Raw genomic sequence first — 19,151 nt, 5'->3', positions numbered from 1 at the left:
ATCCGAATATCAGGAACGTCAATAACGAAACGCTCCTTTTCCAGGCATTCATCAGCGGAAATCAGTGGGAGAACGTAAAGCTACTCATTGAGAAGGGGGCAAACATCAATGCCCCCAACCGCGCATCTGACGACACGATCCTCAGCTCCTACACATCACGAGGAGGATTCGATTCCGCGTACTGGTTGCTTGAGCATGGTGCCGACCCAACACTTGAACTCGCTCCACTGCCGGGAAGTGGCCAACCAGCCCGCCAATTGATGGTTGAGGATATTTATTGGGAGATCACAACGCCCGATCTCTTGCCTTGGCAGAGGAAGTGTCAGCAATGGCTCATCGAGCGCAACATCCCGCGCCCGCCGATGCCGGGAAACATTCTGAAAAAAAGGGCTGCATTCGGGTATCCAACGGACGAGAAGGACATCCCCCTTCTGTGAGGGCGACCTGCACTCGCCTGGGTGCCAGAGCGGCACTTATGGCAGCAGGCGTCCTCGCACTCCTGCCACTCACATCCTGCACCCCAGTGTCCACTCGCGGCGCAGATGGCTACTTCGAGGGGAAAGCCTTGCAGCTGGCCATTGCCTCCGAAAATGGCGACTCCGACACCATCACGCGACTCATCAAAGAAGATGGGGTGAATCCCGACACAACCTTTGCAAGCCGCGATGGCATTCCCGTCGTCGCCTGGCCGCTTCGCGCCCGCAATCTGGAAGGGCTGGAGGCGCTGCTTGAGGCTGGCGCAGATCCCAATGCGCGCGAGTCGACACACATGAATGGCGAAATGATCCACTTCAACAACGCCATGGTGTTCGCGGCGATGATGGACGACCCCCGCTATCTCGCTCTCCTCCTCAAGCACGGCGGCGACCCGAATATCAGGAACGTCAATAACGAAACGCTCCTTTTCCAGGCATTCATCAGCGGAAATCAGTGGGAGAACGTAAAGCTCCTCGTAGAGAACGGCGCGGAAGTAAACGAGTCCAATCGTGGCTCAGCAGACACTGTGCTGGGCTGGTACACCACGCGCGGGGGATTCGAACATGCGTACTGGCTCTTGGAGCACGGAGCTGACCCCACCGTGATGATGAAGTCATCAATTGGTAAGCCTGACAGGATGCACATTGCGGAAGACATCTATTGGGGCATCACTACGCCTGACCTGCTTCCCTGGCAGAAGAAGTGTCAAGAATGGCTGATTTCGCGCAACATCCCGCGCCCCGCTATGCCCGACGGTATCCGTGACAAGCGCAAGGCTTTTGGATTCCCATACAAGGAAGAAGAGATACCGCTGCTTTGAGGGAAGGACATTCCGTTATTGTGAAGCAGCCGGGCAAGCCCGGCTCTACGGGAAGCAGCCCGGCCGATGCCGGCGTTGTGCGATCGGGCGGCGAGCCCGCGAACGGGAGGCTGTCATGCGCAAGGTGATGAAGGCGGCGGCGGTGGGTGCGGGGATGATGCTCGCCGGGTGCGGGTCGACGGCGAAGCCGGACGCTGCCGACCCCGCTGTTGGCATGGCCAATCCGGCGTCTGTGTACTGCGTCGAGCTTGGTGGCAAAAGCGTGATCGAGACCGACAGCGCGGGTGCGCAGACCGGGTTCTGCCATTTGCCGGATGGAACCAGGGTCGAGGAATGGGCGTTGTATCGGCGGGATCATCCGCAGCAGTGACGTTTATCGGTTACACCAGCTCGCTGTCGTGCGGCAGGTGCATGCGCACGCGGCCGGGCACGCAGTCGATGCGGAAGTGGCGTGCCTTGACCGGCTCGCCATCCAGGTTCAACGTCATCGGCTGGTCGGCGTCGATCTCCACCCACTGCGCACGGGTGCGCTCGGCAACCTGCTCCAGCGCGCCGCGCTTGCCACCTTTCACCAGCGCGGCAAACGTGGACATGACCTCGCCGCTGAGCTCGGGAATGATGGTCAGGTCGAGCAGGCCGTCGTTGATCACCGCCTCCGGGCACAGCACCTGGCCTCCGCCGGCCTGACGACCATTGCCTATACCAAGCGCGATGAAGCCGCCCTGCCAGTGGAAGTCCTGGCTCCGCACCCGGGCCTGGATTGGCTCGATCTTGCCCAGCCGCGAGATGCCGGTGACCAGATAGGCCAGGCCGCCCAGCACCTTCTTCAAGCCCTCATCGGTTTCCACCGTCACTTCGGTACCGAAGCCGCCGCTGGCGACGTTGGCGCACCACCACCGCTTGCCGTCGGCGTCGATGCGCAGCAGGTCAATCGGACGCGGGGACTGTTGCTCGACGAGGCTCAGCGCGGCCAGCGGATCGTCCGGAATGCCGGCGGCGGTGGCGAAGTCGTTGGCGGTGCCCAGCGGCAGCAGGCCCAGCGAGGGCAGTGCGTCGGCGGGCTCGTCCCGATGGGCCAGGGTCTCGGCGACCTCGCTGAGGGTACCGTCACCGCCGGCGGCAACGATGGTGTCCACCCCGTTATCGATTGCTTCCGCCACATAGCGCTCCGCGTCGCCCCCTTCCCAGGTGACCCGCACTTCCAGGGCGATGCCGCGCTCGCGCAGCACGTGCACGGCCTCGCGTACGTCCTCGTTGCCTGTGGACTTGCCGTTCAGGATCAGACGCCAGCGGGCACGGCTCATTCAGCATTTCCATCGGTGGGGACGCGCAGGCTAACAGTGCGTTGTTTCAGCTGTGGTGAACGTCATCAAACGGTCACCGTCGGTCCGGAGAATGAAAGGCCATAGCAGGGATGATGGATGGAGGCAGGATCAGCCTCCCGCTGTTTCCGAGGTCGCATCCGAGAGCGTGCGGCCTTTTTTTGATGCCGCCGCCGGATGACTCAGGCGCGAGCGGCAAACGCCTTCAGCGCGTCGCCTTCGAGCCGGTACACCGTCCACTCGCTCTGCGGACGCGCACCCATCGCTTCATAGAAGTCGATGGCCGGGGTGTTCCAGTCCAGCACCGACCATTCGAACCGGCCACAGCCCTCGGCCACCGCCTGCCGTGCGATGTACTGCAGCAGTGCCTTGCCGGCCCCACTACCGCGGCTGGCCGGACTGACGTACAGGTCTTCCAGGTAGATGCCGTTACGGCCCAGCCAGGTCGAGTAGTTGTAGAAGTACACCGCGTAGCCGATGGGCTGACCCTCGGCTTCGCAGATCAGCGCACGTGCCTTTGCACCTTCACCGAACAGGCTTTCGCGAATGCCGGCTTCGTCGGTCTGCACCGACGATTCGGCTTTCTCGTAGATCGCCAGCTCGCGGATGAAGCGCAGAATCAGCGCCGCATCCTCAGCAACGGCATCGCGGATCAGTACGCCGGCGGCGGCGGCCATGCTCAGCCCCGCGCCTTGGCGACGTTGCGACGCATCTGCTCGATGACGTCCTTGTAGCTGATCGGTGCGTTGAAGATGGCAGAGCCCGCGACGAAGGCGTCGGCACCGGCGGCGGCAATCGCGCCGATGTTGTCGGCCTTGACCCCGCCGTCGATCTCCAGGCGGATGTCTCGACCGCTGGCGTCGATCTTCTCGCGCACCACGCGCAGCTTGTCCAGCGCCGAGGGAATGAAGGCCTGGCCGCCGAAGCCCGGGTTGACCGACATCAGCAGCACCAGATCCAGGTCATCCAGCACCCAGTCCAGCACGTCCACCGGGGTGCCCGGATTGAGCACCAGGCCCGGCTTGCAGCCCAGCGAACGGATCAGCTGGATGGTGCGGTGCACGTGGCGGCTGGCTTCGGGGTGGAAGCTGATGTAAGTGGCCCCGGCTTCGGCGAAGTCGGGAATGATGCGGTCCACCGGCTCAACCATCAGATGGACGTCGATCGGCGCGGTGATGCCGTGCTTGCGCAGCGCCTGACAGACCATCGGGCCGATGGTCAGGTTGGGCACGTAGTGATTGTCCATTACGTCGAAGTGCACCCAGTCGGCACCGGCGGCAAGCACGTTGTCCACTTCCTCGCCGAGGCGGGCGAAGTCGGCGGACAGGATGGAGGGGGCGATGATGCAGTTGGACATGGCCAGGGCCTTGCGGAAGGAAGAAGGAGTGGCAGCGCTAGCCGCGCTTGCGCAGGGTTTTGATGCGGTCGTAGGCGGCGTTGAGCTGGCGCGACTTGCGCTCGGCCTGCTGGCGCAGCTCGGGGGCCGCGCCCACCACCTTGTCGGGGTGGTACTGGGAGATCAGCCGGCGGTAGGCCAGGTCGATCTCGGCGTCGGTGGCCTCGGAGGTCAGTCCCAGCTCGCGGTAGGGGTTTTCCCTGTTCAGCCGGAACCAGTCGGCATCAAAGGCATGGCCGAGGAGCAGGCCGATGGCCGCGCCGAACAGCGGGTTGGGCCGGAACAGCAGGGCCCCGGCGATGAATCCCAGCAGTTTTCCGTACCAGCGCATGGTCGTCGGGGCGGCCGCTTGAAAAAGGTGATCCATTTTACGTCACAGCGGGCCCAACCCGCTTTACACTAGGCCGCCCGCTGTCTGGCGGGCCCGTCACCGGGTGCCCTGGACAGCTGTCTCGACGAAGCCTCAGGAGTGCCCGTGCCGACCACGTTGTTGCAATCCGATCTCCCCGGCCTGCCCTTGCGCCATCGCGGCAAGGTGCGTGATGTTTTCGACATTCCGCGCGACCGGCTGCCTGCCGGCACCCCGCCGGGGGACTACCTGCTGATGGTCGCCACCGACCGTCTGTCGGCCTTCGACGTGGTGCTGCCGGACCCGATTCCGGGCAAGGGCGAAATGCTCTGCCAGGTCTCGAACTTCTGGTTCGCCAAGACCGCGCACCTGATGCCCAACCACCTGACCGGCATTGATGTCGCCAGTGTCCTGCCCGAAGGCGTGGACGCGGCGCTGTACGCCAAGCGCGCGGTGGTCACCCGCAAGCTGAAGCCGGTACCGGTGGAGGCCATTGCCCGCGGTTATCTCATCGGCAGCGGCTGGAAGGACTACCAGCGCACCGGCAAGGTCAGCGGCATCGAGCTGCCCGACGGTCTGCGCCAGGCCGAACAGCTGCCGGAACCGATCTTCACCCCGTCGACCAAGGCGGCGGTGGGCGACCACGACGAGAACATCGACTTCGATGCAATGGTCAAGGCGGTGGGCGTGGACCTGGCCGAGCGCGTGCGCGATGCCACCCTGCGCATCTACAAGTTCGCCGCCGATTACGCCCGCGAGCGCGGCATCATCCTGGCCGACACCAAGTTCGAGTTCGGTACCGATGAAGATGGTCGCCTGTACATCATGGACGAGATGCTGACCCCGGATTCGTCGCGCTACTGGCCGGCCGATCAGTACGAGGTGGGCACCAGCCCGCCGAGCTACGACAAGCAGTTCGTCCGTGATTACCTGGAGACGCTGGACTGGGGCAAGACCGCCCCGGGCCCGAACATCCCGGCCGACATCATCGAACGCACCCGCGCCAAGTACGCCGAGGCGCTGCAGCGTCTGGCCGGCATCAGCGTGGATTGACGGAAACCACCATGTCCACCACCACCCAGGTTGTGCGGCCGATTGACCGCTACTTCGCCAGCTACTCCGACGACCACCGCAATGCGCTGAACCAGCGCATCCACGTGGTCGCGGTGCCGGCGATCCTGTGGTCGGTGGTGGGCCTGCTGTGGTGCATCCCGCCGCTGATCACCTGGTTCCAGCATGGGGTCTGGGCCGGACTGGCGATGTTCACTGCCTGGTGCTTCTACAACCGGCTGTCACGCCCGCTGGGCATCGGCATGCTGGGGCTGCTGTTTGTATGCGGCTGCGTCTGCCGTCTGCTGGAAGCGCAGATCGGCGTGGCCGGTCTGGGCTGGACCGCCCTGGGCGTGTTCGTGGTCGCGTGGATCGCGCAGTTCATCGGGCACAAGTTCGAAGGCCGCAAGCCCAGCTTCCTCACCGACCTGACCTACCTGCTGATCGGGCCGGCCTGGGTGATGGCCAAGCTGTTCCGCCAGATGGGCTGGAAATATTGAGGTAGTGCCGGCCGCCGGCCGGCAACCAGCATCTCCCAACCTGAACGAAATCGATCATCACCGGCGCTGCACGGCATCGCGCCCAGCATCGCCGTGGGTGATCCGTTTTCGACATCGGCCGTTCATGTCCAGGCCAGCCGGGCTGTGGCCTCAGCCCCTGCCGTTGCTGGGCCGAAGCACCGATGAAGAACAACCGGGGGACAAAAGCGGCAAAGCGGACGGGATTGTCCATACGGCTTTGACGAGTGCCGAATGGGGTGATTTCGAGCGCTGAAAAAATGAACCACGCACGTTACCTGCAGTTGCTGGCGTATTCGGGTATATCGGCGACAAATGACCGCCTGTTAGACTGAACAACCTGCTCGTGAATCGCGCATTCCCTGCATGAATCCTGCCCTGCTCCTGCTGCTGGCCCTGCCCTTCGTGATGGCAGCGGTGGTGGCCACGTTCCGCACCAGCTCCCGCGCCACCGCTGCGTGGTTGGCCGCCGTCGCGCCTCTGGGCGGGCTGGCCGTTCTGGCCACCCTGACCCCGGTGCTGCTTCAGGGCGAGGTGGTGCGAAGCTTCGGCGACTGGCTGCCGCAGATCGGACTGGCCTTCTCGCTGCGGCTGGATGGGCTGGCCTGGATGTTCGCCGGCCTGGTCCTGGCGATCGGCGCGCTGGTGGTGATGTACGCGCACTACTACCTGAGTCCCCGCGACAGCGCACACCGCTTCTACTGTTACCTGCTGCTGTTCATGGGGGCCATGCTGGGCATGGTCCTGTCGGGCAACCTGCTGCTGCTGATGGTGTTCTGGGAAATGACCAGCATCAGCTCGTTCCTGCTGATCGGCTTCTGGTCGCACCGCCAGGACGCCCGTGAAGGCGCGCGCATGGCGCTGGTGGTCACCGGCGGCGGCGGCCTGGCCCTGCTCGGCGGCGTGCTGCTGATCGGCCGCATTGTCGGCAGCTTCGAGCTGGATGTGGTGCTCGCGGCCGGCGATGTGATCCGCAGCAGCCCGCTCTACCCCTATGCCCTGTTCCTGGTGCTGGCCGGCATCTTCACCAAGAGCGCGCAGTTCCCGTTCCACTTCTGGCTGCCGCACGCCATGGCCGCCCCGACCCCCGTGTCGGCCTATCTGCATTCGGCCACCATGGTCAAAGCCGGCGTATTCCTGCTGGCGCGGCTGCACCCGGCACTGGCCGGCACCGACCTGTTCTTCTACACGGTCAGCGGCATCGGCGCGCTCACCCTGCTGATCGGTGCCTGGAATGCGATCTTCCAGCACGACCTGAAGGGTCTGCTGGCCTATTCAACGATCTCGCACCTGGGCCTGATCACCCTGCTGTTTGGCCTGTCCACGCCGATGGCAGTGGTGGCCGGCGTGTTCCACATCCTCAACCACGCCACCTTCAAGGCCTCGCTGTTCATGGCCGCCGGCATCATCGACCACGAAACCGGCACACGTGACATGCGCAAGCTCGGCGGCCTGCGCAGGCTGATGCCGTTCACCAGCGCGCTGGCGATCATCGCTTCGCTGGCGATGGCGGGCATTCCGCTGCTCAACGGTTTCCTGTCCAAGGAGATGCTGTTCGCCGAGGCGATCACCGCGCAGGGGCCGGAGCCGATGCGCATCGCGGTGTCGATCGCGGCGCTGCTGGCCGGCGTGTTCGGCGTGGCCTACAGCCTGCGCTTCGTGCACGACACGTTCTTCGGCAAGGGGCCGCACGACCTGGACCGCGTTCCGCACGAGCCGCCGCGGTTCATGAAGGTGCCGGTAGAAATCCTGGTCGTGGTCTGCCTCGCCGTCGGCATTGCCCCCGCGGTCACCATCTCGCCGGTACTGCACACCGCCGCGCACTCGATCCTGGGTCCGGCCATGCCGGCCTTCAGCCTGTCGGTCTGGCACGGCTTCAACCTGCCGCTGCTGATGAGCATCGGCGGCGTGCTGGGCGGCGTGGCGCTGTACTTCGGCCTGCGCCGGCTGATCAACCTGCATGCGGTGGTCTCGCGCAGCATCGGTCGCAATCTGTTCCACAAGCAGTTGGACCTGGTGTTCGGCTTTGCCCACGGCCTGACCCACGCGCTGGCCAACGGCAGCCTGCAGCGCATGCTGATGGCGCTGGTGGTGGTGGCGATCATCGTCGCTGCCGCGCCGTTCGTCGCCCACCCGGTGTCGCCGAACTGGCCGTCGCCGCAGCCGATTCCGCTGCTCGGCTGGGTGCTCTGGGCGGTGATCGTGGTCTGCTCGTTCGGTGCGCTGTTTGTTTACCGGCAGCGCCTGCTGGCGGTGCTGGTGGTCGGCGGAGTCGGGCTGATGGTGTCGCTCACCTTCGTATTCCTGTCCGCGCCCGACCTGGCCTTGACCCAGCTGCTGGTGGAAATGGTCACCCTGGTGTTGATGCTGCTGGGCATGAACTACCTGCCGGCGCAGTCGCCCCCGGAAAAGTCGCGCTGGCGCAAGCGCCGCGACGCGCTCATCGCCGTGGTCGCCGGCGGTGGCCTGGGGGCCATGGCCTACAGTGCGATGACCCTGCCGCCCAACACCATGGCCGGCGAAATGCTGGCCCGCGCCCTGCCCGAGGCCTACGGCGAGAACGTGGTCAACGTGATCCTGGTGGACTTCCGCGGCTTTGATACCTTCGGCGAGATCACCGTGTTCGGCATCGCCGCACTGGTGGTGCATGCCCTGCTGCGACGTTCGCGCATGGCCCCCGAACAGATCATGCCGGGTCCGCCGATCAAACTGCCGGTACCAGCCGATCTGGCCCAGATCATGTTCCCGCTCACCCTCACCGTCTCGATCTTCCTGTTCCTGCGCGGCCACAACGCGCCGGGCGGCGGATTCATCGCCGGCCTGGTGCTGGCAGTGCCATTGCTGATCCAGTACGTGATCCAGGGCACCGAATCCGTGGAGTCGCGCTTCGGCTTCGACTACATCCGCTGCATCGGCGTCGGCCTGCTCATTGCGATTGTCAGCGGCTGCGCCTCGATGCTGTTCGGGGTGCCATTCCTCACCAGCGGCCATATCGATCTGGAGCTGCCGCTCATTGGCACAGTACCGCTGGCCAGCGCGATCGGCTTTGATACCGGCGTCTACCTGGTGGTGTTCGGTGGCGCGATGCTGATGCTGTCAATGATGGGCACGATCAAGCCGCACCGCACCCGCAACGCCCGCAAGGGCGAGATCGATCCCAACCGCCGTTCGGCTCTGACCGGGGAGATGCACTGATGGAACTGGCCCTGGCAACCGCAATCGGCGTACTGGCCACGATCGGCGTCTACCTGCTGCTGCGCGCGCGCAGCTTCGACGTGATTCTGGGCATGACCTTCCTGTCCTACGCAACCAACCTGCTGATCTTCGCCGGTGGCCGGCTGGTCAGCGGCAAGGCCCCGGTGCTGAAGGAAGGTGTGGCCTCGAACCTGGGCAACTACACCGACCCGCTGCCGCAGGCCCTGGTGCTCACCGCCATTGTCATTGCCTTTGCGATGACCGCGGTGAGCATCGTGCTGGCCATGCGCAGCCGCAGCGACAACCACAGTGACCATGTGGACGCGCACGAAGAAGAGCCTGCTCCGGACACCGCGCCGGGCCGGGAGGGCGGCGCATGAACCATGTGGTGATCCTGCCCATCCTGATTCCCCTGATCGGCGCGGCGCTGTCGCTGTTCGTCGAGCACCGTCGTTACGGCCCCAAGGTGCAGCGCAGCGTTGCCTGGACCACGATGGCGGCGCTGGCGGCCGCGGTGGCGCTGCTGTTCTCACGCACGGCGGATGGCAGCATAGCCGTCTACCTGCTGGGTGACTGGCCGTCACGCCTGGGCATCGCGCTGGTGGCCGACCGCTTGTCCAGCTGGATGCTGTTGACCACACTGCTGCTGGCCATTGCCTGCCTGCTGCATGCCTGTTCGGGCTGGGACCGGCGCGCGCCGCACTTCCATGCCCTGTTCCAGTTCCAGCTGGTCGGCTTGAACGGTGCCTTCCTCACCGGCGACATCTTCAATCTGTTCGTTTTCTTCGAGGTGATGCTGATTGCCTCGTACGGGTTGCTGCTCAGCGGCGGGCGGGGCCTGCGCATGCGCATCGGCCTGCATTACGTGGTGTTCAACGTCACCGCCTCGACCCTGTTCCTGATCGCACTGGGCCTGCTGTATGCCACGCTGGGCTCGCTGAACATGGCCGAGCTTTCGCAGCGCATCGCCGAAGTCCCGGCCAGCCATCTGACCCTGACCAAGGCCACGCTGGGCCTGCTGCTGCTGGTGTTCTGCAGCAAGGCCGCGCTGATGCCGCTGTACCTGTGGCTGCCGGAAGCCTATGCGCGCGCACCCGCGGCAGTGGCCGCGCTGTTTGCGATCATGACCAAGGTCGGGCTGTACGCCCTGCTGCGGGTGAGCTCGCTGTGGTTTGGCGAGAACGCCGGCCCCATGGCCGGGTATGGCGGCCAGTGGCTGCTGTGGGCCGGTGTGGCCACGCTGGTCATCGGCGGTCTGGGCGTGCTGGCCGCTGCACGTCTGCGCGTGCTGATTTCCTATCTGGTGGTGGTGTCGGCAGCCACACTGTTCATCGCCTTCGCCATCCGCACTCCGCAGGTACTGTCTGCCGGCTTGTACTACCTGCCGCACAGCACCTTCGTGGCGGCCGCGCTGTTCCTGATCGCCGACCTGATCCGCCGTCGTCGCGGCGGAGCCAGCGACCGCAAGGAAGTGGTGGCACCGATGCCGGGCAAGCAGACCCCGGCCGTGCTGTTCCTGATTGCGGCGGTGTCGGTCGCCGGCCTGCCGCCGCTGTCCGGCTTCCTGGCCAAGGCCGCACTGCTGGGCGGCGTGCCCGCGCAGTACACCGGGCTGGTGTGGAGCGCGGTGCTGATCAGCAGCCTGATGGTGATCGTCGGCATCACCCGTGGCGGCGTGCGGCTGTTCTGGCGGGTACCGGTCGCCGAAGAAGGCGCGCCGGTCCCACGCAAGGCCCCCACCCGCACCGTGGAACTGTTCGCGGCCAGTCTGCTGCTGGTCTATGGCATCGGCATGGTGCTGTTCGCCAACCCGCTGATGCGCCACACCGACGCCATGGCCGCCCAGTTGCTGCAGCCGCAGGACTACGTGGGCGAACTGCGCGCGACCACGCCGGAGATCCGTCGCCCATGACCCGCCGCCGCCCGTTGTTCCGCCGCCTGATTCCCGCGCCGATGCTCAGCGTGACCGTGCTCGCGTTCTGGGTGCTGATGTCCGACAGCTTCACGCTGGGCCAGATCCTGCTTGGAATGGTACTGGGCGTGGTGGTGCCGCTGTTCGCAGCCCGGCTTGACCGCGAGTTCGCCCGCATCGGTTCGCTGCGGCCGATCCCAAAGCTGGTCCTCGTCACCTTGTGGGACATTCTGGTGTCCAACATCCGCGTGGCGATCCAGGTCCTCGGGCCGGAACGCAGGATCCATCCGGGCTTCATCTGGCTGCCGCTGGACATCGCCAACATCCATGGTATTGCCGCGCTGACCAGCATGATCACGCTGACCCCGGGCACGGTGTCAGCGGCGCTGTCCGACGATCGTCGTTACCTGCTGGTGCACGTGCTGCACCTGGATGATCCGGAGGAACTGATCCGACAGATCAAAACCCGTTACGAAGCCCCGCTGATGGAGATCTTCCCATGACCGGATATGTGTTCATCCAGACCACGCTGGTGGTGTGCATGCACGTGGTTGGACTGGCCATGCTGCTGGCCACCTGGCGCCTGCTGCGCGGCCCCACCGTGCCCGACCGGATTCTCGCGCTGGATACCCTGTCAGTGACCGCCATTGCCGAGCTCATGCTGTTCGGCATGTACCTCAATTCGGCGGTGTATTTCGAAGCGGCGCTGGTGATCGCCATGCTCGGCTTTGGCAGCACGGTGGTGCTGAGCAAGTTCGTCCTGCGCCGGGACATCGTCGAATGATCACCTTCATCCAGATCCTGCTGTCGCTGCTGCTGCTGTTCGGCTGCTTCTTCATTCTGGTCGGTGCGCTTGGCCTGATGAAGCTGTCCACGTTCTTCAAGCGCCTGCACGCGCCGACCAAGGCCAGCACGCTGGGCGTTGGCTGCGTACTGGCCAGCTCGGTGGCGTATCACATCTTCCTGGGCGAAGACCCGCAACCGCGCGAACTGCTGATCACCGCCTTCCTGTTCATCACCGCGCCGATCAGCGCCCACATGATGGCCAAGGCGGCGCTGTCATTGATGATGGAAAAGCGCCCGAGCCTGCCGGGCAACGACAAGGCGGAAGAAGAGCAGCTGCCGCCGCCGGAGCCGCGCGACATGGCCGACGACCGCAACACCAACCCGGCCCAGGAACAATCGTCGTAGAGCCACGCCCTGCGTGGCTTCGGCCATGTCAGGCACCGCGAAGCCACGCAGGGCGTGGCTCTACGGGTATCCGGCAGGGGCTTTCGTGCAGAGGTCAGCCGGCGATCAACGCCAACTCCAGCACCACCCAGCCCACGAACGCCAGCAGCAGAATCCCGCCCTCGCGGCGGCTCAGGGTCAGGTCCCCGCGCAGCATCGGGTACAGCACCAGCACGAAGGCAATCGCCGCCGGCAGCTCCAGCTTCACGAACGACTCCGGCAGCGCGATCGGGCGCAGCGCGGCCATGCCACCTACCACCACCAGCAGGTTGAACAGGCTGGAGCCGATCACGTGGCCCAGCACCATGTCGCCTTGGCCGCGCCGCGCGGCCGCAATGGCTGCGGCCACCTCCGGCAACGCAGTGCCGATGGCCACCGGCAGCAGGCCGACCAGCAGCGGTGACCAGCCCAGGCCTGCCCCCAGCACCGGCGCGGCGTCGACGATCCAGCGCGCGCCGTAGTACAGCGCCACCCCGGCGAACAGCACCCGCAGCCCGTTGAGGAACAGTCCGGTGCGGGTCATCGCATAGCCGGCGATCGCCTCGCGCACGGGTTCGGCTTCCCGCCGCGCGGCACGCAGCAGGAAGCCCAGCACGCCGACGAAGCCGAGCAGCAGCACGCCGCCTTCCCAGCGCGCGATGACTCCGTCCAGCCCGAACACGATCACCGCCAGGCTGGCGACCGCCAGCAATACCAGCAGCGGCGATAGCAGGCGCGCACGCACCAGCATCGGTGCCGCCAGCGCGGCCAGTCCCAGGGTCAGGCCGACATTGACGATGTTGCTGCCCACCGCGTTGCCGAGGGCCAGTTCCTCGGCCCCCACCGCGAACGCACGCACGTTGACCACCAGTTCCGGCAGGGAGGTGCCGAACGCCACCAGCAGCAGGCCCGCCACGAAGGGCGACGCGCCAAATCGCTGGGCCAGCCCGGAGGCGGCCTTGACGATCGAATCCCCACCCAGCGCCAACAGCACCAGGCCCAGTAAAAACCAGACGGCAGCAGCAATCATCAGAGCCTCCCCTGGATGCCGGTCTCCCGGCATCCGAAATACCGCCGGACCAGGATCCGGCGGTCCCGGGTGCCCGGCCGGGCACCCTCTTCGCCCCTACGCTACCTCAACTGCAGCCTTCCACGTAGTCCACCTGTGGAGTCTGCCCGACCCGCCACGCGGTCACGGTGCCGCTATCCCCGATCTCGAAGTTCAGGATCGCGCCACCTTCGCTGGCCGGCCGAACGCGCAGGTTGTGGCCATTCTGCTCGTACTTGTGGGGGGTGAGGTCGGCGCGTTCGGGATACAGCGCCTGGAGTTCGCCCAGGGTCATGCCGACCTTGCCGCCGCCCGGGGCGGTGATGCGGTCGTTGCGCACGTCATAGCGCACCAGCTTGCGCCCCTCCACCATGAAGATCACATCGTCGGCCTGGGCCCCTTGGGGGCGCAGCGCATGGCAGTAGTCGTCCGGCACGTCCCCCTGCAGTGGTTCGTTCCACGCGGTCTTCAGCGCGTCCAGCGTCGCTCCGAGGGTGGCCGCGCCGTAGCCATCCAGCCGTGCGGGTCCGCCGGCGGTATCCGTTCCGCCTGCCGTGGCGGGCATGGGCACGGGCGCTGCCGGTTCACCCGCGGCGGCGGGTCGCGCTTCATCGGCGGGGACGACCGCTGGCGGCCGGCGATCACACGCTGCCAGGGACAACATGATCGAGATGGCGAGCACGCCTCCCAGCTGTTTCATGACCTCTCCCTCCTGTGTTCAGTGCCGGCAGCGTAGTCCTTCACGCGTGCAGCGGGTGCATGCAAGGGTCCGACTGTCATCACGCTTTTACTTGCCCCGTTCAGGCTCGGCGTGCACCGCCTCGACCCCTCTCCCCATGCAACCGCGCAAGACCGATCTCGCCCGCGACGCCCTCCAGGCCCACCGCGCGCCGCTGGACATGCGTCAGCGGCGGCTGCTGATCATGTGTGATGGCCAGCGCGACATTGCTCAGCTGACCGCGTTGATCGGCCCGGAAGCTCCGGCGATGGTGATCCAGCTGATCCAGGCCGGGTATCTGGTTTCTGTGCCGGAGCCGGTGGTTGCGGCGGTGCCTGCCCCAGCGGCAACGACGAGCCCCGCTGCAGCAGAGCCGGCACCGGAGCGGCGCCGCTCGCTGGTGGCGGCGCGGATCTATCTGCTGGGTATTCTGGAACTGCAGCGCAATCCGCAGGCGGCGGCGTTGTACCGGGATCTGCAGATGGCGCGGGCCGAGGGCGACGTGGTGACCAGCCTGCGGACGGCGTTGGAAGCGCTGCCGGGGATGACCTCGGAGGGCTATTCCCAACGTGTCCGGGTACGTGTGCTTGAAGCGCTGCCGCTTGAGCACTGCGACGCGTTGTAGAGCCGGGCTTGCCCGGCTGCTTTGGCTCAACGTCACCCGCCGAAATGCTTCCTCAGCCCCTGCCAGCACTGCTGATAGCCGCGCTGGCGGTGCGCCGCATCCATGGCCTGCGCGGTCGGTCGAATCACCCCGCGCGTTTCAAACATGAAGGCCATGGTGTCCTTGATCACGTCCGGCCTGCTCAGATCCGCTGCCGAGGCCTTTTCAAAGGTGGCCGCATCCGGCCCATGCCCGCTCATGCAGTTGTGCAATGACGCGCCGCCGGGGACGAAGCCTTCGGCCTTGGCGTCATAGGCTCCGTGGATCAGGCCCATGAACTCACTGGCGATGTTGCGGTGGAACCACGGCGGACGGAACGTGTCCTGCGCCACCAGCCAGCGCGGCGGGAAGATCGCGAAGTCCATGTTGCTGGTTCCTGGCGTATCGCTGGGCGAATGCAGCACCAGGAAGATCGACGGATCCGGGTGGTCGTGGCTGATCGAGCCGATGGTGTTGAAGCGGCGCAGGTCGTAACGGTACGGCGCGTAGTTGCCATGCCACGCGACCACGTCCAGCGGCGAGTGGTCGATATCCGCACGCCACAGCTGGCCCTGGAACTTGGCGATCAGTTCGAACGCTCCTTCCACGTCCTCAAACGCGGCGTGCGGGGTTTCGAAATCGCGCGGATTGGCCAGGCCATTGGAGCCGATCGGCCCCAGGTCTGGCAGCTTCAGCAGCGCGCCGAAGTTTTCGCAGACATAGCCACGGGCTTCTCCATCCGGCAGCTCCACCCGGAAGCGCACGCCACGCGGCATCACCGCGATCTGCTGCGGCTCGACCTCGATCACCCCGAACTCGCTGAGCAGTCGCAACCGGCCCAGCTGCGGCACGATCAGCAGTTCGCCGTCGGCGTTGTAGAAGTACCGCCCCTGCATGTCGGTGTTGGCCGCGTACAGGTGAATTCCCACGCCATGGTGCGCGTCCGGTGCGCCGTTGCCACCCATGGTGAACAGCCCGTCGACAAAGTCGGTGGGCACGCCGGGTAGCGGCAGCGGGTCCCAGCGCAGCTGGTTGGGCGACACCGCGCCGTGGGCGAAGTCACTGTGCAGATGCGGCTGCGCATAGGGCACGAATTCGCCGTGGGTCACGGCCGGACGGATCCGGTAAACCCAGCTGCGCCGGTTGCTGCCGCGCGGAGCGGTGAACGCGGTGCCTGACAGCTGCTCGGCATACAGGCCACGCGCCACGCGCTGCGGCGAGTTGCGTCCGACCGGCAGGGTGTCCGGCAGGGCTTCGGTGGCGAACTCGTTGCCGAATCCGGTCTGGTAGCCGCGGGAGGCAAGGGTGGGCATGGTCGGTTTCCAGGAAGCAGCCGGGCAGAGCCCGGCTCTACGGGGTCCGGAGTGGATCCGGGCACAAGGTGTGACGTTACAGCACGCCGCGCTTGATCTGGTCGCGCTCGATGCTCTCGAACAATGCGGTGAAGTTGCCTTCGCCGAAGCCTTCATTGCCCTTGCGCTGGATGATCTCGAAGAAGATCGGGCCGATGCAGTTCTGGGTGAAGATCTGCAGCAGCTTGCGCTGCTTGGTTTCCGGATCGGCGTCGATCAGGATCTTGTTCTTCGCCAGACGTGCCACGTCTTCGCCGTGGTTGGGGACGCGCTGGTCGATCACGTCGAAGTAGGTATCCGGCGTGTCCAGGAACTCGACGCCCTGCGCGCGCATGGCTTCGACAGTGTCGTAGATGTTTTCGGTAAAGCACGCGATGTGCTGGATGCCTTCGCCCTTGTACGCATCCAGGTATTCGTTGATCTGGCTCTTCGGGTCGGACGACTCATTCAGCGGAATCCGCACGATGCCGTCCGGTGCGGTCATGGCCTTGGACACCAGGCCGGTCTTCAGGCCCTTGATGTCGAAGTAGCGGATCTCGCGGAAGTTGAACAGGCGCTCGTAGTAGTCCGACCACTGCTGCATGTTGCCGAAGTACAGGTTGTGGGTGAGGTGGTCGATGAAGGTCAGGCCGAAGCCGACCGGATGCTGATCCACGCCCTCGATGGGCGCGTAGTCGGTGTCGAACATGCTGCCGTTGGCACCGTAACGGTCCACCAGGTAGAGCATGCAGTCGCCGATGCCCTTGATCACCGGTGCCGGCACCGCCTTGGACTCCGGCTTGAAGTCGATGGCTTCGGCCCCGTTGCCCAGCGCCATCTGGAACACCTGCTCACCCGGCTTCTGGAAGCGGATGGCGAAACCACAGGCGCACGGTCCATGCTTGGCGGCGAAATCAGCGGCAAACGAGTCCGGGTCTTCGTTGACCAGGAAGTTCACGTCGCCCTGGCGGTACACCGTGATGGCGCGCTGCTTGTGCCGCAGCACCGCGGTGAAGCCCATCCTGCGGAAATAGCCGTGCAGCTCGGCACCACGTCCTGCGGGCGCTGCGAATTCAACGAACTCGAAACCGTCGATTCCCATCGGGTTTTCGAAGGTGGTCACCTGCATGCCCGGGTTGGGGGCGTGAGTGGCGGTGCTGGGCTGGCTGCTCATGACGTGGCTCCAAAACTGGCCCGCTCTGAAAAAACCAGATGACGGGCGGAAGGCAGACCCGCGAGAATGCGGAGTCCGGAATGAAGGTTTATAGTTTCATATGAAACCACCATCAAGGTGCACTGCAGCATGAATCCGCCCGATCCCGCCAGCCAGCGCATCCGCGCCTCGCACGCCCTGCTCGACCTTGAGCAGTTCCTGCCTTATCGGCTCAGCGTCCTGTCCAACCGGGTCAGCGGCAACATCGCCAAGCTGTACGGCGACCGCTACGGCCTGGCGATCCCGGAATGGCGCGTGATCACCATTCTGGCGTTATACCCGGGCTCGTCGGCCAGCGAGGTCTCCGACCGCACCGCGATGGACAAGGTAGCGGTCAGCCGCGCCGTGGCCAGACTGCTGGAGCGGGGCTTCATCAAGCGTGAAACCCACGGTGACGACCGTCGGCGTTCGGTGTTGGCGCTTTCGGCCGCCGGCTTCGAGGTGTACGAGACCATCGCCCCGCTGGTGATCGAGATCACCCGCAAGCTGATGTCGGTACTGAGCGAGGAGGAGGAGCAGCTGCTGGAGAAGCTGATCCTGCGGCTGGCCGGGGACGGCCTGCAGCGGATGGATGAGGGGTGATCACCTCAAATGCTTCTTCCGCGCGTGCACCCACGGCGCGGCCAAGGCCCCGATCGCGCCGGCGGCCAGACCCAGTGAGGCGGCCACAGCGGCCGCTTCGACGGCGTTGGGCAATGCCAGCGCGGCGATCACCAGGATGGCCGACGGCAGGCCGATGAAGGTGGCCATGAAGTAGCGCCAGCGCGGCACCCAGGTGCCGACCTGGAGCAGGCTGACGGGCATCCAGGCTTCGCCGGAGGCATCGTCGGCGACCTTCGCGGCGGCCTGGACCAGGTCGACTTCCACCGGTCCCTTCCCTTGGCGCACGGCGGCCAGCATCTGCGCCACTTCGTCCACCGGCGGATAGGACGCCGGCCATGCGGTCGGCGCGGACACGCCATAAGCCGTGAGCAGCGGCACGCTCAGCCACGGAGCCAGCAACGGGCGCAGCTTGCGCCGGCCGAGCACGCACCAGGTCTGTGCGGTGCCATGCACCACCACGCTGTACAGCGCCAACTCACCCGGCTCCGGGTACGGCAGCACGTGCACGCGCGCGGCCATGCTGTCGTAGCCCATCTGTCGCAGGAAGCCGGGGCGGGTGCGGCCTTCATGCGCCCAAGCCAGTCCCAGCGCGGCGACCAGATAGGCCACGGCCGGATCCCTGGCCCCGGCGCTGGCGCGGTCATCGCTGGCCAGGAAGAACGCCAGCGACTTGGGTTCGGCCACATCGGCGTGTTCCCAGCGGCCGCTGTCGCCGATCACATGCTTGAGCGGCAATCGCGCCGGCTGGGTGTCGGCGGTGGCGGTGTTGTGCAGATAGGGCAGCACAGAGAGCATGAACGCCTGCAGGTCCACGCCACGGTTACCGGTGCCTTGCCACTCGCTCGGCAGCAGGCCGGCCAGGGCTGGATTGCGGGCCAGCCGGTCCAGCTGCGCCTTCTGTTCCACCAGCTTCTGCACGGCCGCCTTGAGCAGCACGTTGTCCGGCACCGAAATCAGCGGAAGGCGGTACAGGGCGGAGCCAGGCGACGGTGCGTCCGCTTCACTGCCCAGCGTGTCCGGCGAGGAGTGATCATCGAGCAGCACGTCGGCCGGGGGCAGCGCCACGCCGTTCGCGGCAGTGTCGTTAGTGGTATCGCTGGTGCCCGGGTGCATGCGATGTCGGTCCTCGAAGGCGTGGCGTCAGGTCCTTGGAGGTAGCGGCAGCGCGCGCGCGAACTGTAATGCCGGTGAAGCGCCGATCTTGCCATCACCGTAGAGCCGGGCTTGCCCGGCTGCTGTTGGCGGGGGGGCCGGCGCCGCCCGGGGCGCCCGGCGGGTCGGGGTGGGCCATCATTTGGTCGGGGGCGCCCCGGTGCGGTGGCGTTTTCACCACTGCGCGCCCCCCCC

Annotated in this window: 21 protein-coding genes and 1 pseudogene; 13 read left to right on the top strand and 9 right to left on the bottom strand. The window is 65.8% G+C overall.

The window, feature by feature from the left end; all coding sequences use genetic code 11:
- The 3 genes and pseudogenes from EGJ34_RS22220 to EGJ34_RS11350 form a co-directional block, all read left to right on the top strand.
- Positions 1–437: pseudogene (locus tag EGJ34_RS22220) on the top strand (ankyrin repeat domain-containing protein); the annotation flags it as partial.
- A gap of 128 nt (positions 438–565) precedes the next feature.
- A complete protein-coding gene (locus tag EGJ34_RS11355) occupies positions 566–1,297 on the top strand; it encodes an ankyrin repeat domain-containing protein (RefSeq protein WP_260476972.1) in 732 nt (243 codons plus the stop codon).
- A 115-nt stretch (positions 1,298–1,412) separates the two neighbouring features.
- Positions 1,413–1,667 carry a DUF333 domain-containing protein gene (locus EGJ34_RS11350; protein ID WP_125360585.1) on the top strand — a complete coding sequence of 85 codons (255 nt, stop codon included), beginning with the start codon at positions 1,413–1,415 and terminating at the stop codon, positions 1,665–1,667.
- A 10-nt stretch (positions 1,668–1,677) separates the two neighbouring features.
- On the opposite strand, the gene yegS is transcribed toward EGJ34_RS11350, so the two are convergent.
- The 4 genes from yegS to EGJ34_RS11330 all read right to left on the bottom strand — a co-directional run bounded on the left by yegS (position 1,678) and on the right by EGJ34_RS11330 (position 4,346).
- Positions 1,678–2,601, bottom strand: coding sequence for a lipid kinase YegS (gene yegS / locus EGJ34_RS11345; protein WP_125360584.1), 924 nt, complete (start codon positions 2,599–2,601; stop codon positions 1,678–1,680).
- A 200-nt stretch (positions 2,602–2,801) separates the two neighbouring features.
- Positions 2,802–3,296 carry a GNAT family N-acetyltransferase gene (locus EGJ34_RS11340; RefSeq protein ID WP_125360583.1) on the bottom strand — a complete coding sequence of 165 codons (495 nt, stop codon included), beginning with the start codon at positions 3,294–3,296 and terminating at the stop codon, positions 2,802–2,804.
- 2 nt (positions 3,297–3,298) lie between these two features.
- A complete protein-coding gene (gene rpe, locus EGJ34_RS11335; RefSeq protein WP_125360582.1) occupies positions 3,299–3,976 on the bottom strand; it encodes a ribulose-phosphate 3-epimerase in 678 nt (225 codons plus the stop codon).
- A 37-nt stretch (positions 3,977–4,013) separates the two neighbouring features.
- Complete coding sequence (locus tag EGJ34_RS11330; protein ID WP_125360593.1) at positions 4,014–4,346, bottom strand: DnaJ domain-containing protein; 333 nt, start codon at positions 4,344–4,346, stop codon at positions 4,014–4,016.
- Positions 4,347–4,490: 144 nt separating this feature from the next.
- Between EGJ34_RS11330 and EGJ34_RS11325 the strand changes: the two genes are divergently transcribed.
- From EGJ34_RS11325 to EGJ34_RS11290, 8 genes are all read left to right on the top strand, one after another.
- Entirely contained in the window at positions 4,491–5,417 is a 927-nt protein-coding gene (locus tag EGJ34_RS11325) for a phosphoribosylaminoimidazolesuccinocarboxamide synthase (RefSeq protein ID WP_185750151.1), read from the top strand.
- A gap of 11 nt (positions 5,418–5,428) precedes the next feature.
- Positions 5,429–5,914, top strand: a complete 486-nt coding sequence (locus EGJ34_RS11320) for an Mpo1-like protein (RefSeq protein WP_125360580.1) — start codon at positions 5,429–5,431, stop codon at positions 5,912–5,914.
- 384 nt (positions 5,915–6,298) lie between these two features.
- Positions 6,299–9,127 carry a monovalent cation/H+ antiporter subunit A gene (locus tag EGJ34_RS11315; RefSeq protein ID WP_125360579.1) on the top strand — a complete coding sequence of 943 codons (2,829 nt, stop codon included), beginning with the start codon at positions 6,299–6,301 and terminating at the stop codon, positions 9,125–9,127.
- Positions 9,127–9,507 (top strand): Na+/H+ antiporter subunit C, encoded by a 381-nt coding sequence (locus EGJ34_RS11310; RefSeq protein WP_125360578.1) that lies wholly within the window; start codon positions 9,127–9,129, stop codon positions 9,505–9,507. Before EGJ34_RS11315 ends, EGJ34_RS11310 begins: the two co-directional genes overlap by 1 nt.
- A complete protein-coding gene (locus tag EGJ34_RS11305; RefSeq protein WP_125360577.1) occupies positions 9,504–11,039 on the top strand; it encodes a monovalent cation/H+ antiporter subunit D in 1,536 nt (511 codons plus the stop codon). Before EGJ34_RS11310 ends, EGJ34_RS11305 begins: the two co-directional genes overlap by 4 nt.
- Positions 11,036–11,542 carry a Na+/H+ antiporter subunit E gene (locus EGJ34_RS11300; protein ID WP_125360576.1) on the top strand — a complete coding sequence of 169 codons (507 nt, stop codon included), beginning with the start codon at positions 11,036–11,038 and terminating at the stop codon, positions 11,540–11,542. The genes EGJ34_RS11305 and EGJ34_RS11300 overlap by 4 nt, the downstream gene beginning before the upstream one ends.
- Positions 11,539–11,823, top strand: a complete 285-nt coding sequence (locus EGJ34_RS11295; protein ID WP_125360575.1) for a K+/H+ antiporter subunit F — start codon at positions 11,539–11,541, stop codon at positions 11,821–11,823. Before EGJ34_RS11300 ends, EGJ34_RS11295 begins: the two co-directional genes overlap by 4 nt.
- Complete coding sequence (locus EGJ34_RS11290; RefSeq protein ID WP_125360574.1) at positions 11,820–12,230, top strand: Na+/H+ antiporter subunit G; 411 nt, start codon at positions 11,820–11,822, stop codon at positions 12,228–12,230. Before EGJ34_RS11295 ends, EGJ34_RS11290 begins: the two co-directional genes overlap by 4 nt.
- A gap of 94 nt (positions 12,231–12,324) precedes the next feature.
- On the opposite strand, the gene EGJ34_RS11285 is transcribed toward EGJ34_RS11290, so the two are convergent.
- Entirely contained in the window at positions 12,325–13,278 is a 954-nt protein-coding gene (locus EGJ34_RS11285; RefSeq protein WP_125360573.1) for a sodium:calcium antiporter, read from the bottom strand.
- 106 nt (positions 13,279–13,384) lie between these two features.
- Positions 13,385–13,996 (bottom strand): hypothetical protein, encoded by a 612-nt coding sequence (locus EGJ34_RS11280; RefSeq protein ID WP_125360572.1) that lies wholly within the window; start codon positions 13,994–13,996, stop codon positions 13,385–13,387.
- Between the two features lie 136 nt (positions 13,997–14,132).
- On the opposite strand from EGJ34_RS11280, the gene EGJ34_RS11275 reads away from it, so the two are divergent.
- Complete coding sequence (locus EGJ34_RS11275) at positions 14,133–14,639, top strand: hypothetical protein (RefSeq protein WP_125360571.1); 507 nt, start codon at positions 14,133–14,135, stop codon at positions 14,637–14,639.
- 32 nt (positions 14,640–14,671) lie between these two features.
- Here EGJ34_RS11275 and hmgA read toward each other — a convergent pair whose 3' ends face one another.
- Together hmgA and hppD are read right to left on the bottom strand one after the other, a co-directional pair.
- On the bottom strand, positions 14,672–15,970 hold the full coding sequence (gene hmgA, locus EGJ34_RS11270) for a homogentisate 1,2-dioxygenase (protein WP_125360570.1): 1,299 nt from the start codon (positions 15,968–15,970) through the stop codon (positions 14,672–14,674).
- Between the two features lie 76 nt (positions 15,971–16,046).
- Positions 16,047–17,162, bottom strand: coding sequence for a 4-hydroxyphenylpyruvate dioxygenase (hppD, locus tag EGJ34_RS11265; protein WP_185750150.1), 1,116 nt, complete (start codon positions 17,160–17,162; stop codon positions 16,047–16,049).
- Positions 17,163–17,291: 129 nt separating this feature from the next.
- Between hppD and EGJ34_RS11260 the strand changes: the two genes are divergently transcribed.
- A complete protein-coding gene (locus EGJ34_RS11260; RefSeq protein WP_125360569.1) occupies positions 17,292–17,783 on the top strand; it encodes a MarR family transcriptional regulator in 492 nt (163 codons plus the stop codon).
- Here EGJ34_RS11260 and EGJ34_RS11255 read toward each other — a convergent pair whose 3' ends face one another.
- Positions 17,784–18,917, bottom strand: a complete 1,134-nt coding sequence (locus EGJ34_RS11255; RefSeq protein WP_125360568.1) for a hypothetical protein — start codon at positions 18,915–18,917, stop codon at positions 17,784–17,786.
- Positions 18,918–19,151 lie beyond the last annotated feature (234 nt).

Origin of the sequence: Stenotrophomonas sp. 278, from assembly GCF_003935715.1 — a bacterium.
GTDB lineage: Bacteria > Pseudomonadota > Gammaproteobacteria > Xanthomonadales > Xanthomonadaceae > Stenotrophomonas > Stenotrophomonas maltophilia_AH.
Note: the sequence above shows the minus strand (reverse complement) of the source record. Positions and strands in the feature narration are given on the sequence as shown.